We start from the raw sequence: 15,539 nt of genomic DNA on the forward strand, positions 1-15,539 counted from the left end.
CAAAGCGTCCTATTAACAATGCTGCCAGTCCAACTAACGTGATATTTAGAAATCTCATACGACGCACCTTCCGTGGTAAAAGTTCTGATCAGCCACCATGGCTGGTGTAGTTATCGGTGCTGAACAACACAATCTTGCAGTAAAATCTGCAAAAACCGCTGTTCACCGATCTGTAAACTCATTTACGCAAGAGGCGTGCCGAAATACTATTTGGCAACCGGCTTATTCGCCCGCCACTCCCACGGAGGGATGGGTTGTTTCTCAGCCCACATGCCGTGCTTCTTCTCTCGAGCAGCCAGTTCTGACTCAGCCAATTCCGCCCGCTTGTCATATCGCTTAAAATGCCAGGCCAATCCAGATGCGACCATCTCTTTATTAGCCCACGTCTCGCCAACGTAGACGTCCCCAAGAATGCGGCCATATCGGTCTTTCTCAGACCAGACCACTCGCACATCCTTACCCGCCACAAGTTCGGCCAGATGCTTTCTTGAGACCTCGCCGAACGGTTGCTTTGACTCAGGGGCATCAATCCCCAGCAGGCGGATCTTGTGTTGAGTCTTCGCCGAATCCAGCACAGTGATCGTGTCACCGTCAGTCACCTTGACCACCCGTCCGGTAAGTTCGTCAGCAAAACCGAGTGTAGGAATTACAAACATCAGGCAGCAGATAAGAGTGCGGAGCATGGAACACCTCAAATGACCTGATCGATTAAGACCGGCATACGGTCATGCCTGGTCATCACTTCGTAGTAGTGCGTTGCGGCTTCTGTCAACATATAGACATGGGGTAGCGATTTTTCGTCTCGAACTAAAATTCCCTGAATCCCTTGGGTAATCTGAAACCACACACCTTTCTCCAAACCCAAGCAGGCTGGTATGACCACTGGTTCCGGCTGCAACCAACTCCACTTGCCTGCTTGAAGGCTCTCTGTCTTTGCCCAGCCGGTTCGATAGAGCTTCGACTCTTTGTTGTCACGATTGCCCCATTCGAGGATCTGCAACTGGCCTTCATAGATGACCGGCAACTGGGCTTTCCTGTCGCGGTACATAAACTTGTATTCAACCAACCCAGAAAACATGTCGGTGCATCGACGTGACGAGAGGTTGTATTTCTCAACAACTTCATCAGTGGCCTCGCGTGGTGGCAGCACAAGTCCTGTACACATCTCATCACCTCAAAAGCACTGCTTGCCGCGAATATCGCAGACGTCGTACAAAGCGAGCGGATCTTGATACACGCCCTCCAGAGGCAGTGTGGCCGCGCTTCTCACCGCCGCGATTCCCAGTTTCGCATTGATCGACCGCCTCAGATCGTCCACGCGAGCCGATTCGGGCGAGTCAAACAATCCTCGCTGGTAGGACTGCCGCGATACAAGGTGCTCTGCGATCAGATGCACGTGAGTTGTGGGCTGTATTCTTGCCATCAGATCATGATCGAATATTTGCAACGCAGCCTGAGAAATGGCTGAGAAAGCAGATTGTGGTGGATCAAACGGGATTCTTCCCGACACACCACCGCCATGTTTGAAAGCCAGGTGAATCGAGAGTTGGCCAGTCAGCACTTCGTGATAGTTCAGCTCATCCACAAGTCGTTCTGAGTGCCGTGCAATCCAGGCCCTCAGACGCACGGGGTCGGTTGTGGTTTCCCCCATCGATCCACCACGAGAGACCGCCTTGTGAGCAGGCCTTTCCGTGTGGAGTGAGAGCACTGGTTGCCCCCGCAGCTCCCAGAGGATCCCCTCACCCTTGACGGTCAGCAGGCGACGAATGAGGACATGATCCGCCTGGGCGAAGTCCCAGCATGTCTTTATCCCGTACGGCTCGAGGCGGGCGACGGATGCCCGAGCAATCCCACACAGATCATCCACCGGCAGCCGGCGAAGTAATTCCTCAATCTCTGCGGGCGTGTCGAGGATCTTGACCCCGCCGGGCTTATGGACATCCGACGCCAGTTTCGCCAGTGACCTGGTGGGGGCGATTCCAATGCTGACTGACAGGCCAAGATCGTTCAGGATGCGTTGCTTGAGGCGTTCCGGGGCGATCTGATCAGCCTCAAAGAACATCTCGTCAATTGAGTAATACTCGACGGTCGGACTCTCGCTGCGGATCAGATCCAGTAATTTGCGAGAAAGCACCTCATACCAGGCGAAGTCACGCTTCACCGCAATGACCTGTGGGCACAATTTCACCGCATCCCAGATTGCGGTGCCGGTTTTGATTCCGGCCGCACGGGCTTCGTAAGACTTGGCGATGGTGCAGGCCCCTTGGTTGCCAAGCACAATTACGGGCCTGCCGCGCAAGTGAGGCCATCTCACACGCTCAGCTGAAACGTAAAAGCAGTCGCAATCCAAGTGGCCAACGGTGCGGTGTGTTGGCATGCACGACTGTTTACCAAGCGGAAACACCGTGTGTCAATACGTTCACCATTTTGCTGACTTAAAGAAAATGGTCAGGATTGCGCCAAAACGCATTTTGCGGCAGATTCCACTGGGATGATCGATCGTTGGCAATTCGCATTGTGGGAGCGATTCTGACGCCTTCCCGCCAGAAATTCCCTGCCAGCCTCAAAGAGAATCCACAACCCAGATGCCAGCCTGATCCGGCGAGACCTCGCCAAGCCGCTGTTGCGCGCTCCGTAAGATTCTGGCTTCTGAAGTATTTCTTCAGATCTTCTCTGGATCTGACTTCTGTATCTGTCTCTGGGGCGACTTTTCCGTGACTGTCACGCGGACGTCACGCGGACAGGAAAAGCGGGCTGCCAGGAGCGGACAGGATGAGTTCCCACAGCTTTCAGGAGCTAGTGGGATAACTCCCGTGCAGGTTCGATTCCTGTCCTGGGCACTCGACTTACGGCAAACACAATCCCGGGCAACCTAGTTCGGCTTTCGCGAATTAGGGGATTTGGGAGGTGGGTTTCGTAACTGAAAAAAGTACGCCGAACCGGCGGCCCGATTGGGCGTGCGGGTTCGGCGTGTTTCTTTTTCACGGGGGTGAAGAAATGGCTAGTGACGGAGCGAAATTGCCGCCTATCGTTTTCGACTCGGGGGATTACGTGCGGCGGTGAATGAAGAATATTTCATGCCGAAAAAAATGGGCAGTGCGTGTCACGCAACGCGTTCTGCTCCAGCCGGAACGATGCCCAGAGCATGGCAGATGGCATCAACCTGGCCGGTAGTCAGTTCGCCGCTTCCTTCGAGGAAATCGTTGAGCTGGTTGTGAGTGATCCCTGCTGCCTGCCAGATTTTCTTGAGCGATACCTGGGGCGTGGCGTGAATCTGACGACGCAGCCAGCCAGAGAACCCGGGTTCTCTGGCCGCTTCAGCAGCCTTTTTCAAACCTGCTTCCACCTGTGGCCTCTCAGCAATTGCTGCTTCCTGTTTTGCCCGGAGTTCTTCCGGGCTAATGCTGAACTCTTTCATTGTCTTGTCCTATTCTGGTTCGTAGGCCGTGACCGGCAGGATGGTGGTATCGTCGATTTCTTCGTAGACACAGACCAGCCAGCGGCCTGTCCTGTCATAACCCATGGCGACCGTGCGGTCAGGGTTGGATCGGCTTGCTTCACGGGATTCGGGAAAGCAGACGACGTATTCAAATTCTTCCACACTGACGCCATGTTCGGCAACATGCTCTTCGATTTCCGGTGTCCAGAAGAATTCAAACCAAGCCATCGTCTTGCCCTTTTGTTTGGTTTAGTGTACATTCTACCAAACAGTAAAAGGGCGTCAATTGAAAAAAGCTACAACAAACCAATCGGCTGAAAAAAAGAAACGCGGCGGTGTCCGGCCTGGCTCGGGTCGCCCGGTGACTGGGCATAAGCGTTACATGCTTTCGCTGCCGCCTGATCTGATGGAGCGGGTCAAAGAGAAGGCGAGTGAATCAGGTAAAAGCCAGTCCGGGATCGTCGCTGATGCCCTGCGTGCCTATCTGTGCGAGTGATTGCACGCGGAATCACTTTTCCGATCCCCGCCCCAGAGCCGAGATAAAGGCTTCGGACGCCCAGGCGGAGAGGCTCTTGCCTTTCTCTTTGGCTCGCGTTTTGACTTCTTCCATAAGTTCCGGCGAGAGTGAAAAAGTGAACCGGGCACGCCCAGTGAATGGTCGACCGGAACCGGGCCGCCATCCTCCTCGCAACTTTTTTCAGAATGGTTGTTTTCATTATTTATCATGTGACTCATCCTGAGAGAGATGGTATATTCAATAAACAATCAACGCGAAAGAGGAAGTGTGAATGGCCTGGTTCGATTTCCTGTGGACTGATAAGGCGATTGAAAAGCTGGCCCAGCATGGGGTGACGGTCGAGGAATTCGAGCAGGTCGTTTGTTTTCCCGAAGAGCTGGAAATCAGCAAATCCAGCGATCGCTTGATTGCCAAAGGGTATACTGAAGCTGGTCGTTGGCTGATTTGTGTCTACGAGGAAATCGATGACATCACGAAATTCCCCATCACCGGCTACGAGCCGACCAAGAGGTGAAAAATGAAGCGGTTTGAAATCACGCCGGAGGAGATGCGGGAGAAAATTGCCGCTGCTGAGGCGGAGGCGCCAGAAATCGAAGAACGTTTGGAGAAGGCGAAGATCGCTGCTGCTGAGCATTCGTTTTCTGGGTGGTTGCGTCGGAGGATTCACGCACAACGAGGGAAATCGTTACTGAAAATTCTGCGTGAGACCGGTATCGAGAAGCCGGTTTTCATCGCCTGGTTTGAGGGGGAGGGGGAATTAAGTACCAACCAGGTGAACAGTCTGGTGGAGTGCCTGGAGATCGAGCTGAAGGACGCTGCCTGAAGGAAAAAGACAGTTATCGTATTCAGTGAAAAGACCAATTCGACGGCCTGGCCGGGGAAAGTTCCTCGGCTTTTTTCGTTTGTGCCGCCGCTCTATTGGCAGAAAGGCCGATCAGGGAGACAGCTTCAGGAGCCAGTGGGATCACTTCCGTGCGGGTTCGATTCCTGTCCTGGGCACTCAAGAGCGGGCTGGATGGCCTGTTCCTAGGCTTTTGCTTAACCTGTTCAGTTAGGTATGACGCTCCCCCTGGAATTTTCTTGCAATCGCTTCAGGAGGATTCTGTTTCACTGTTTCACCAAATTCCTCAGGACTTTCCCGCCGGATGAAGCCCAAAATTGACTGGTTTCTTGTTGGAATGCTGATGGCTATTGGTTTGGCCTGGCTGTTTCCTGCGCCAGGTGCTCGGGGGGGGTGGCTTTATCCCGAGTTGCTGACAAACCTGGGGGTGGCTCTGATTTTTTTCCTGAATGGGGTTTCTTTAAGCTTCGCTGACCTTCGCGAAGGAACCATGAAATGGAAAATCCATCTTGTTGTTCAGGGGGCTGTGTTTGTGCTGTTCCCCCTCATCGGATGGGGATTGATGACAGTCACTCACGGCTGGTTACCTGATGATTTACGCCTGGGCCTGTTTTTTCTCTGCGCGTCACCTTCTACCGTTTCTTCATCAGTCGCCTTGACGGCAGTGGCTGGGGGGAACATCGCGGCAGCAATCTTTAATGCCACAATCTCCAGCCTTCTGGGGGTGGTGTTGACACCGCTCTGGATGACGGCCATGGCTCAGTCAATTTCAGGGGAGTCACAAGGTGGCCAACTCCCTTTTGGCGAAGTCATTTTAGAACTGTCGATTTGGCTGGTTTTGCCTCTGATTCTTGGACAGCTTTGCCGGCAATGGCTGGGTAAATGGGTCACCAGGCATCGTCGATTTGTCAGTCAAGTCGACCGCGGCACGATCCTCCTGCTGATCTACACTTCGTTCTGCGATTCGATGGTGCTGGGAATCTGGACGAAGCATGGTTTTCAGGTGGTAATAGCAACAATGGTGCTCGCATTAGCCTTGTTTTATGTGGTTTTCTATCTTCTGAAGGTCATTTGCTGGGGATTAAAGTTTTCACGGGAAGACGCAATTGCCACCATTTTTTGCGGCTCCAAAAAATCCATGACCACTGCAGTCCCGATGGCTAATTTGATGTTTGGTGGCACCCCTGCTCTGGGTCTGATTCTCCTACCGATCATGATTTACCATCCGCTGCAACTGGTCATCTGCGGCATCCTGGCTAGCCGCTGGAAAGAGCAAATGCCACAACGATGACTTGCAATCAGGGAATTGAACTAAGGCCAGATTCAAACCGATGTTCCTCGCCGTATCGTTAATTGGCCGAGCATGTTTCCAAGTTGTTGGCCGCGCAGAAATGTCATGGAACTCATGATTGAGAGAGACAACGCGATGTCCTTGCCAGCCTGCATACTCTGCGGCAAAACCCACTGGAAATCGCTCGATCAATTGACCGTGTTCGCAAATCTGGCATTTGCCGGAACGATCATTCAATGCCAGCGTTGCGGATTCGCTCGGCTCTCGGAATTTCCCACCAACGACAAGCTGGCTGAATACTATTCGGGCGAGTCATATCTTTCGGGATTTTCCGCAGCCGGTGTTTCCGTGGTCACTGAAGATCCATCTGTCAAAGAGGGCCTTCTGACACGTCTCAACTACCTGAAAAGACAACTGGGATCGGCTGGTAAGCTGCTTGACGTGGGAGCATCCAAAGGGACGTTTCTGGCGTTGGCGCGACAGTTGGGATGGGACGTTTTCGGCATTGAACTTGGTGATGAAGGTGTTCAGGCCGCACGAAATCTTTTTAACATCAACCTCTATCATGGATCTATTGAAACGGCGCCATTCCCTTCCGGGGCGTTTGATGTGGTTCATGCCAGTCATGTGCTCGAACATCTCCCCGACCCACAGGCTTTTTTAGGTCATGCCAGAAGGCTGCTTAAGCCGGGCGGGATTATTGCGATTGAAGTCCCGAGCGAAATGGGAGATTTGTTTTCCTGGTTCCAGCAGTCAGTACTGAGACGTCAGATGACTCCCGTTCAAGTTCCTTCCCCACATCTCGTCTTTTACACGCCCAGGACACTTGGCCGACTGCTGAGGCAAAACGGTTTTCACGTTCTGCATTCTGCAACTCCTCGTCGCAATCGTTCAACATCCAGTCGATTTCCGTTGGGAACTGTATTGAAACCGATGGTTTATCGTTTAGAGCAGGCCCTTCGCCTTGGCCCCGTCATCGAGATTTATGCCGTCTCGACCTGAGGGAAGTCCGTCATGCTGCCGCATATGATCAAAAGGTCTCCACGCGCGACTCGGCCTGACTGAACTTCACATTGATTACCGACGTTTGGCCACACGTAATTTTGCTGAACGACTGCGGGGATTGAATCGGACTTCTGCCGGGCTGGGGATGATTGGCTTGGGGGTCAGTTCTTCCCACAGCTCCGCATTTTTGAAGGCTTGTTTCGCCAGACGATCTTCCAGGGAATGAAAGGTGATGACGGCGAACAATCCTCCTGGATTCAAAGCGGCGGGGGCAATCTCGTTCAGCAGGCGTTCGACGTGTTCCAACTCGGCATTGACCTGAATTCGCAAGGCCTGGAAGACACGTGTCGCCGGATGCTTTTCTGCGCTCCTTAATTGCGCTGCGGGCACCGTGCTTTCCACAGCCCGTACCAGATCAGCCGTGCTGCGAATCTCGCCGTTTCTTGCAGCGAGAGAGAGCGCTGGCCCCAGACGGGCGGCATTCGGTTCTTCGCCATACGTTTGCAGAGCGTGGGTGATTTCTGCGGCGTCGGCCTGTGCCAGCCAGTGAGCCGCCGAAAGGCCCTCTTTTGTGGAGAATCTCAGATCAAGAGGGCCTTCTTCCTGAAAACTGAATCCGCGTGAGCGATCCGCCAGCTGGTCAGATGAATAACCGAGATCTACCAGAATTCGATCCACCCGTGAGGGTAAACCGCTTTCGATACTCTTCTGTTTGAGAATCTCCAGCAGTTCGACATAACTTCCGTGGTGTAAAATGACATTAGAGCCAACCACAGCTTTCGCGGCATGCCGCAGCATCATGGGGTCACGGTCGATGCCAATAACCTCCCCTTCTGCGCCCACTTTTTTCAAAATCTCGCGGCTGTGCCCCCCTGCTCCGACGGTTCCATCAACCACTCTTAGCCCAGGGGCCAACTGAAGTTGTTGGATCACCTCACGTAACAGGACAGGAACATGGATCGCTTTGGCCGAAGCTGGTGCCATCACCTGAGAGGCCACGGTTGGCGCAGCGTTCGATTGTGAATCTGAAAGACCACCGGCTGAGGAATTGAAAGAAGGGTTTGGCAAACTCAATCGTCCCAATATCAAAGATCCCATCACGCTATCACATTACGTGCACATTACATGCGGATGCGATGAGGGAGAGAGTCCTCTGTCTGAATTCCAATGCCTGAATTCTGATGTTGCGTCATCCTGATGTTGCATCATCTTAACGGTTTTGTGTGGGGGATGGCGTTGTTCCGCGGCAATTCTGGATCCATTTGATAAAAGGGGCCGCCAGTTGACCAGTTTTTTTAAGTGCCCCTGCCGCCCAGCGGAATTCCGTCGCCAAAATGCCCAGCCCCAGAAGAATCGTCAGAACGCCTGGGCCGGGGGCAATCAGCATGATTATTCCCACAATAATGACTGATATCCCCATTCCACCGATCATGATCCTGCGCACTGGTTTAGGGTAAGAACGGATTTTTCGCTGCCATTGCCGAAGCTTGTACCGTATTCCTCTCCAAAATGATGGCCGATGAATCGCAGGGACGATTGGCGCGTGAGTGTGATTCTGTGGGGACGCGAGCATCTGCGTGTCTTCTTGTGCTGGCGACGGTTTCGCTGAACCACAAGAATTGTCGGCTTCCGTTGGAGAATTCTGCTCCACCATCAAATGATCTCCCTTGCATGTATCCATGCGTGCGAAAAGATCGGTCGGTTGCTAATCTTGCGAGCGATGGGAAATTCCACCTGACAGGTAATAACGGCTTCGGAAGCCCAGCGGATTCAAAAAAAGAATCCAGGCTGTTGGAGCTGCCAACCTGAATTGACAGGTCAAGCAATGGGTTGCGAGCCGGTCAACGAGCCCGCGGACAAGTTGAGTCACCTGTCAGGATCGAGTGGTCGTCCCCCAGAGAGGCGGTGAAGCCTGGCTGGATCGTGATGTCTATCTACTGAGCTGTAAACAACATGCGTAAACTCTTTGATCTTTCAAACGATGTTGCAGTGGTCATCGGGGCCACCGGCGTTCTGGGTGGCTCCATGGCGAGCGCACTGGCTGATTTTGGTGCTCACATTATCGTCATGGGCCGAAACCAGGAACGTGGCGAAGCCCGTGTGGCGTCGATTAAAGCCGATGGGGGGCGTGCCAGTTTTGTCCTGGCTGATGCTGGGAATGCCGAATCGCTACTGAACGCCCGTAAAGAAATTGAGGATACTGTCGGAGCCGCGACTGTGCTGGTGAATGCGGCGGGCGGAAACCGGCCAGAGGCGACCCTTCCTCCCGGAGCCGACTTCTGCAAGCTCCCCATTAGCGCGTGGAACGAAGTTTTTGATCTCAATTTGACAGCCGGAGTGCTACTTCCCAGCCAGATTTTTGGCGAGACAATGGTTCGGAATCGACGTGGCTCGATCATCAACATTGCCTCGATGTCTGGAATGATCCCCCTTTCAAGAGTGGTCGCGTATTCCGCCGCTAAAGCTGCTGTGTTGAATCTGACCAAGTTTCTCGCCCGTGAATGGGCCACGACAGGTGTGCGTGTGAATGCGATCAGTCCCGGCTTTTTTCCTGCTGAACAGAACAAGGCACTGCTGTTTAACCCGGATGGTGGCTACACGGCCCGCGGTCAGCAAATCATCTCGCACACTCCTATGGCCCGCTTTGGGACTGCGGAAGAACTTTCGGGAGCTGTCGTGTGGTTGGCCTCTTCCACCGCAGCGTCTTTTGTGACCGGTCAGAATATTGTCGTTGATGGCGGATTTTCCTCGGTGACGATCTAACAAGACTGCTGGCTTCTCTACTTTTGAGACAAAAATACTTTCCGACAAACTCAGTTCCTCCTTCATTAAACAGAAAGTTTTCGACTCATGGCCGACCTCGCAATTCGTCAAGATGCCTGTGAATTGGATTTCCTGGCGCTGGGCGCTCTGGTGCACCGTCTGGATCCCGGCATCATCCCTTTTCGCAAGGCCAAAAGCTTTGACATTCACGTTTCGGGTGGTGAGTACAACGTTGCCGCCAACCTGGCTGACTGCTTTGGTCAGAAGACAGCCGTTGCGACAGCGATGGTCGATTACGGCATTGGTGAGCTTGTGCAGGCCCGTGTGCGTGAGATGGGCGTTAAGCCTTATTACAAGTGGTTCAAGCACGACGGAGTCCGCGGGCCAAATATTGCGACGGTCTATAGCGATCGTGGCTTGGGAGTCCGCCCCCCTGTTGTCTTCTATAACCGCGCGAATGAAGCGGGGGCGATGCTGAAGCCCGGCGATTTCAATTGGTCAGAAATCTTCGCGAACGGCGTGAAGTGGTTCCATTCGGGCGGGATTTTCGCGGCATTGTCGGAAACAACCTCCGAAGTGATCATCGAAGGAATGAAGGCTGCCAAGGCTGCTGGGGCTATCACTTCGTTTGACCTCAACTATCGAGCCAAGTTGTGGGCTTCGGTGGGTGGCGATGCCAAGGGGCAGGAAACTATTGCCAGAATTGTCGAGCACGTAGACTGCCTGATTGGTAACGAAGAAGATCTCCAGAAGGGCTTGGGGATCGAAGGACAGGACGTCGAGCATAAGTCGACACTCGATCCGGAATCCTTTTTCCAACTGATCGACAAGGCCACCAAGAAGTTCCCGAATGTGAAACTGGTTGCCACCACACTGCGGGAAGTTCATACCACCAACCGTCATGACTGGGCGGCGGTGCTGTGGCTCAATGGCCAGAAGTTTGTCAGTCCGACGATGGCCCTCGACGTGGTCGACCGCATTGGCGGCGGCGATGGCTTCTGCGCTGGCCTGATTTACGGCCTCTTGAATGGCAAGACTCCTGAGCAGGCTCTGCGATTGGGCTGGGCACATGGTGCTCTGCTGACCACTTTCCCCGGCGATACCACCATTGCCAAGCTGCCTGAAGTGGAAGCTCTTGCGAAGGGTGGTTCGGCTCGCGTGCAGCGTTAGAGCTGTGTCACTGTTTTATTTTGGGGTTTTATGCGTCGTCACGTCCTCCTTTGTGAGACTTGACGACCTGTTCAACCCCGTTTTTCAAGTTTGACGAACCATTGGGGTCTGTTGTGTCACGAACGCCGGGAGGAATTCGTTTGATTCCTTCCGGCGGTTCTTGTGGCTAGCAAAGCTTCGGTTGGTCTTATTCCGTGTGAGATCTTTCTCTGGAGTTTGTCCGTAAGCTTTCGGATCCTTCTCTCTGAGTGAGAAGGTCGATCCCAGGATTTCATGGCGCGTTGAGGGATGCAGGTGACATGCTTACGGCCTTGAGTGAGTATGCCGACCTTGTGTTTGACATTGATCCTGAAATGCTGTCGGAGCATGCTTGCTCAGAGCCGCAAGCATGGCACTGAGAGCGTTATTTCAAATGGCAATGCGTATTTGGAACGTTGGTGAATTATCAGCCTTCACCCCAGCCCTCTTTCAAGACGGAGAGGGCGTTTGTCAGGCAGGCTCTTGTCGCAGTGAGAATGCACAACTACGAGAATGCACAACGACCAGGGGAATGCACGAACTACCGGCTTCGATCAGTCCGACTCCGGGTCGCTAACGAAAAAGTTCTCGCTGCTGGCGATTGATTCTGGTAGCCATGTCACATCTCGAATCACTCTTTCATAGAAGGTATCTCCATGCACTTCGATCATCAGCCGAGTTCTGAAACACCTCAGCAAGGTGCCCGATCGATTGCCTGGAACGCTCGCCTGGGAATCTGGTTCTTTCTGGCATACACGGCGTTTTATATCGCTTTTGTCTTGATCAGTGCCTTTTCGCTGGCGTGGCTGGCTATTCCGATTCTGGGCATTCCGGCCTCCGTCACGGCAGGGTTTGGCCTGATTTTTGGCGCGCTGATCCTCTCTCTCCTCTATGCCAGTGCCTGCACTTCCGATTAAGCGTGGCATTGCCTGAAAAGGCGATTCATCCGGCCTTTTGATTCTTCTCAATTTATCGCTCAGGAAGAAGGTTGCGGCGTGCTCACAGATCCCTCTCCGTTAGCTATGGTGATCTTTCTGGTCTTTGTGGCGATTACGTTGGCCATTAGTTTCTGGTTCGCTGCCAGAAGTAAATCATCGGCATCCTATTTTGCCGCTGGTGGACAGATCCCCTGGTTTATCAACGGTGTCGCGTTTGCAGGTGACTATCTTTCTGCCGCGTCGTTTCTCGGTATTTGCGGCATGATTGCCCGCTATGGCTATGATGGATTTCTTTACTCAATCGGCTTTTTAGCGGGATGGGTGGTGGCGCTCTTTGTGATCGCAGAACCTCTCAAGCGATTGGGACGGTATACCTTCGCTGATGCTCTCAACAGCAAGTTTCAATCACGTGCGGTGACCTTCTCGGCCGGGTTGAGTGCGCTGGTTGTCAGCGCTTTTTACCTCATTCCCCAAATGGTGGGAGCAGGTTCGCTGATCATGCCACTCTTTGGGTTACCCCACTGGATGGGCGTTATTGCCGTGGGGCTGGTTGTCACGATCATTGTGGTTTCAGCCGGCATGGTCAGCACGACCTATGTGCAGTTCATTAAAGGAGGCTTGCTAGTCCTTTTCAGTGGTCTGATCACCATTTTAATCCTCAATCGAGGATTAACGGCAACGACGGATCCGCTCGCGCAACAGCCTCAAGTGGTCACGACAACCGCCCTCGGTGAAAAACTGATCGATGGTCAACCCTGGGGAACTGGTGAAGGCAAATCCCGCATTCGTGGCGTTGGGGAAATCGCGGCATTGGGAAAAGGGCCTGATGGAGAAGTCCGTCAAAGTACGGGGCCGCTTAGCCCCCTGGGATTTCTTCAAGAGTTAAATAATTCTCAAGTCATTCTCTGGTCGGAAAGCACGAAGGTTTCCGAGGCAGGAACCGAGACGACCTACTCTCCGGTGGTGGTTTCCGGAAGTGAAGTTCTGATGCCTGGTCGCAGTCCTCTCTTTCAAGGGATCAAGTCTGATTCTCTGTGGCCCAAACTGAATTTTATCTCGCTTATGCTGGCTCTCTTTGCGGGAACAGCGTCATTGCCGCATGTGCTGATTCGGTATTATACGGTTAAAGATGGTCGTGCGGCCCGGCAAAGTACGGTCGTGGGGATTGCCACCATTGGCGTGTTCTATGTTCTGACATTGTTCCTGGGGTTGGGCGCCATGACCGGAGGTAACATTGACCTCACCGATAGCAACATGGCGGCCCCCCTGCTCGCTCGCACCTTTGGTGAGCTTCCTTTTGCTCTGGTCTCTGCAATTGCTTTTACCACGGTGCTTGGCACCGTCAGCGGCCTGATTGTCGCGGCCAGTGGCGCTGTGGTTCATGACCTTATGGTTGGCTGGCTCCAGATTCCTTTGACCGATCACCAGAAAGTCCGCTTTGGAAAACTGGTGGCAATGCTGGTCAGTCTGGTCGCAATTGGGCTGGGAATCTGGTTCCAGAAGTTTAATGCCAGCTTTCTGGTTGGTTGGGCATTCAGCGTGGCTGCATCTGCCAACCTTCCGGCATTAGTCATGGTTCTCTTCTGGAAGCGAACCACAGGGCCGGGCGTGGCTGCGGCTGTGCTGATGGGAATGGCTTCCTCTTTAGCCTGGATTCTGGCGAGTCAGGAGTCGTTTCAAAATGTCTATGGCTATGGGAAAGCCGATGCTGCTGCGATGGCGTTTGTTCCGTTCAGTCAGCCCGGTATTGTCACAATCCCACTGGGTTTTTTGACCGTGATTGTGGTTTCACTGCTGACGGCACGAAAGTCAAGTCTCGCAGAAAACGCTGTTGCTTAGACCTCAATGATCAAACAGGATCTGGGCACAGCTAATACCGTCGCGTCCCAAACGCTGGTCGCCTTGTCTTCAAGCAGGTGTCTGTTGTTCAGAGTCAAGCTTAGTGTTAGTCTGTATAAAATTTTGCAATCGCCTTGCATGGTGTCGGAAACAATCTCATGTGGTGGTCGCCGGGAGTTCGAGCTGGCATGACTTCTGGAACTCCTGGTGAATTCCCTCAAAGGCCACCGACAGGGTTGTTTGTAGAACTCCGCCGTCGTTTCGAGGACGGCTGGAAGGTGCGTGTTCCACCGCCGCTCGCGGAGTTTCTGACGAAGGTCTCTGCGGAAGAGCAGGCGACGTTGTTCTCCATGTTGCTCACGATCGAGTTGTGGTGGCGTCGCGTTCGAGGAGAGACGCTCTTAGCGGCTGAATATCTCGCGGGGTTTCCGCAATACCAGCAGCAGGTGATCGATGTTTTCCGCACCTTGCCGACTGCTGTCTCCGTGTCGCTGGATATTGTTTCAGGCCCCCATGCCAATGATGTCTACGAATTCACCGGACACCAAACACTTTTGATCGGACGGGCGGACGAGACACAGGTCTCTCTGAACCAGGACGGACATCTGTCCCGCCATCATTGCCGAATTGAGTTCAATCCTCCCCAGATACAACTCATCGACCTCGACAGCCGCAACGGGACGTTCGTCAACGGCCGGAAAGTTCAACAACAGGACTTGCGGCATGAAGATCGACTGGGTGTCGGCCGATCCGAATGTCTGGTGCGGATCCTCCATCCTCAGGCCCCGACACGTGCGGAACTGATGCAGACCGTAATTTCAGCAGCGCCCGCCGAAGTGTCGCCCGCCGCGTGGCAATCCACGAACGGGTTGATCATGCCGTCTATCGCCGGATATGAACTGTTGGAGGAATTGGGGCGTGGCGGGCTGGGGGTAGTGTACCGCGCCCGGCAACAGGCCACTGGCACTATCTACGCTGTCAAATTCATCCTGCCTGCCCAAGCGACGGATATGGATGCGACACGGCTGTTTCTGCGTGAGGCGACTGTTCTCAGTCAGCTCCAACACCCCCGCATCGTGCAATTCCACGAGTTGGGAATATGCGACTCGCTACTGTATCTGGTGATGGAGTATGTGCCTTCAATCTCGTTCCCGCAGTTGGCGGAAAAACTCCCGATCGCCAAACGGATTCAACTTGCGTGCGGCATCATCTGTCGGGTGTTGGACGCTTTAGATTTCGCCCACCAGCGGGGATTCGTGCATCGCGACGTCAAACCGTCTAACATCCTGTTAACCAGCGAGAGTCAGCGAGTCCAGGTGAAGCTGGCCGACTTTGGTTTGGCCAAGAATTATCTGACCGCCGGGATGAGCGGGTTGACACAGGAAGGGACGGGTCGCGGATCGCTGGCCTACATGCCACCCGAGCAGGTGGTCGACTGCCGCTCGGCGAAACCACCGGCGGACATCTACGCCGTGGGGGTAACGCTGTTTCATTATCTGACGGGAGAGTTGCCCTTCGTCTTCACTGGCCAGTCGAGCGCGATGCGAATGATTCTGGAAGACACCCCGCGCAGGGCCGATGGGTTGATTCCCGCAATTCCCACGATGCTGGCGGATATCATCGACCAGTCACTCGCGAAAGAACCGAAAAACCGACCTGGCAGCGCAGCCGCCATGCGTACGGCGATAATTCCATTCGCACAGGGGTGGATATGAAGT

At 53.7% G+C, this 15,539-nt stretch carries 17 protein-coding genes; 10 read left to right on the forward strand and 7 right to left on the reverse strand.

Features of this window, described 5'->3' with window-relative positions:
* Positions 1–206: 206 nt before the first annotated feature.
* The 5 genes from SH287x_RS05470 to SH287x_RS05490 all read right to left on the reverse strand — a co-directional run bounded on the left by SH287x_RS05470 (position 207) and on the right by SH287x_RS05490 (position 3,667).
* Complete coding sequence (locus SH287x_RS05470; RefSeq protein WP_479517482.1) at positions 207–683, reverse strand: thermonuclease family protein; 477 nt, start codon at positions 681–683, stop codon at positions 207–209.
* 8 nt (positions 684–691) lie between these two features.
* Positions 692–1,165, reverse strand: a complete 474-nt coding sequence (locus SH287x_RS05475; RefSeq protein WP_479517484.1) for a hypothetical protein — start codon at positions 1,163–1,165, stop codon at positions 692–694.
* Positions 1,166–1,174: 9 nt separating this feature from the next.
* Positions 1,175–2,377 (reverse strand): DNA polymerase Y family protein, encoded by a 1,203-nt coding sequence (locus SH287x_RS05480; RefSeq protein WP_479517486.1) that lies wholly within the window; start codon positions 2,375–2,377, stop codon positions 1,175–1,177.
* Between the two features lie 726 nt (positions 2,378–3,103).
* Entirely contained in the window at positions 3,104–3,418 is a 315-nt protein-coding gene (locus SH287x_RS05485) for a helix-turn-helix domain-containing protein (protein WP_479517488.1), read from the reverse strand.
* Between the two features lie 9 nt (positions 3,419–3,427).
* On the reverse strand, positions 3,428–3,667 hold the full coding sequence (locus SH287x_RS05490) for a hypothetical protein (RefSeq protein WP_479517489.1): 240 nt from the start codon (positions 3,665–3,667) through the stop codon (positions 3,428–3,430).
* A gap of 154 nt (positions 3,668–3,821) precedes the next feature.
* Between SH287x_RS05490 and SH287x_RS05495 the strand changes: the two genes are divergently transcribed.
* The 5 genes from SH287x_RS05495 (at position 3,822) to SH287x_RS05515 (ending at position 7,090) form a co-directional block, all read left to right on the forward strand.
* Positions 3,822–3,935, forward strand: a complete 114-nt coding sequence (locus tag SH287x_RS05495; RefSeq protein ID WP_479517490.1) for a ribbon-helix-helix domain-containing protein — start codon at positions 3,822–3,824, stop codon at positions 3,933–3,935.
* A gap of 292 nt (positions 3,936–4,227) precedes the next feature.
* Positions 4,228–4,470 (forward strand): hypothetical protein, encoded by a 243-nt coding sequence (locus SH287x_RS05500; protein ID WP_479517492.1) that lies wholly within the window; start codon positions 4,228–4,230, stop codon positions 4,468–4,470.
* A 3-nt stretch (positions 4,471–4,473) separates the two neighbouring features.
* Positions 4,474–4,779, forward strand: coding sequence for a hypothetical protein (locus SH287x_RS05505; RefSeq protein ID WP_479517494.1), 306 nt, complete (start codon positions 4,474–4,476; stop codon positions 4,777–4,779).
* Between the two features lie 322 nt (positions 4,780–5,101).
* Entirely contained in the window at positions 5,102–6,088 is a 987-nt protein-coding gene (locus SH287x_RS05510; RefSeq protein ID WP_479517495.1) for a bile acid:sodium symporter family protein, read from the forward strand.
* 105 nt (positions 6,089–6,193) lie between these two features.
* Positions 6,194–7,090, forward strand: a complete 897-nt coding sequence (locus tag SH287x_RS05515) for a class I SAM-dependent methyltransferase (protein ID WP_479517496.1) — start codon at positions 6,194–6,196, stop codon at positions 7,088–7,090.
* 75 nt (positions 7,091–7,165) lie between these two features.
* Here SH287x_RS05515 and rsmH read toward each other — a convergent pair whose 3' ends face one another.
* The gene (rsmH, locus tag SH287x_RS05520) at positions 7,166–8,191 is read right to left on the reverse strand and encodes a 16S rRNA (cytosine(1402)-N(4))-methyltransferase RsmH (protein WP_479517497.1); all 1,026 of its coding nucleotides are present in this window, start codon (positions 8,189–8,191) and stop codon (positions 7,166–7,168) included.
* Between the two features lie 112 nt (positions 8,192–8,303).
* On the reverse strand, positions 8,304–8,774 hold the full coding sequence (locus SH287x_RS05525) for a PGPGW domain-containing protein (protein ID WP_479517498.1): 471 nt from the start codon (positions 8,772–8,774) through the stop codon (positions 8,304–8,306).
* A gap of 272 nt (positions 8,775–9,046) precedes the next feature.
* Here SH287x_RS05525 and SH287x_RS05530 point away from each other — a divergent pair, with 272 nt between their 5' ends.
* The 5 genes from SH287x_RS05530 to SH287x_RS05550 all read left to right on the forward strand — a co-directional run bounded on the left by SH287x_RS05530 (position 9,047) and on the right by SH287x_RS05550 (position 15,536).
* Positions 9,047–9,856: an SDR family oxidoreductase gene (locus SH287x_RS05530; protein ID WP_479517499.1), complete on the forward strand. Its 810-nt coding sequence runs from the start codon at positions 9,047–9,049 to the stop codon at positions 9,854–9,856.
* Positions 9,857–9,943: 87 nt separating this feature from the next.
* Entirely contained in the window at positions 9,944–11,026 is a 1,083-nt protein-coding gene (locus tag SH287x_RS05535; protein ID WP_479517500.1) for a PfkB family carbohydrate kinase, read from the forward strand.
* A 674-nt stretch (positions 11,027–11,700) separates the two neighbouring features.
* Positions 11,701–11,961 (forward strand): DUF485 domain-containing protein, encoded by a 261-nt coding sequence (locus SH287x_RS05540; RefSeq protein ID WP_479517501.1) that lies wholly within the window; start codon positions 11,701–11,703, stop codon positions 11,959–11,961.
* Between the two features lie 78 nt (positions 11,962–12,039).
* The gene (locus SH287x_RS05545) at positions 12,040–13,821 is read left to right on the forward strand and encodes a solute symporter family protein (RefSeq protein ID WP_479517502.1); all 1,782 of its coding nucleotides are present in this window, start codon (positions 12,040–12,042) and stop codon (positions 13,819–13,821) included.
* Positions 13,822–14,009: 188 nt separating this feature from the next.
* Positions 14,010–15,536, forward strand: coding sequence for a protein kinase domain-containing protein (locus SH287x_RS05550; protein ID WP_479517503.1), 1,527 nt, complete (start codon positions 14,010–14,012; stop codon positions 15,534–15,536).
* Positions 15,537–15,539: the final 3 nt, after the last annotated feature.

It is taken from the genome of Planctopirus sp. SH287 (assembly GCF_056500625.1).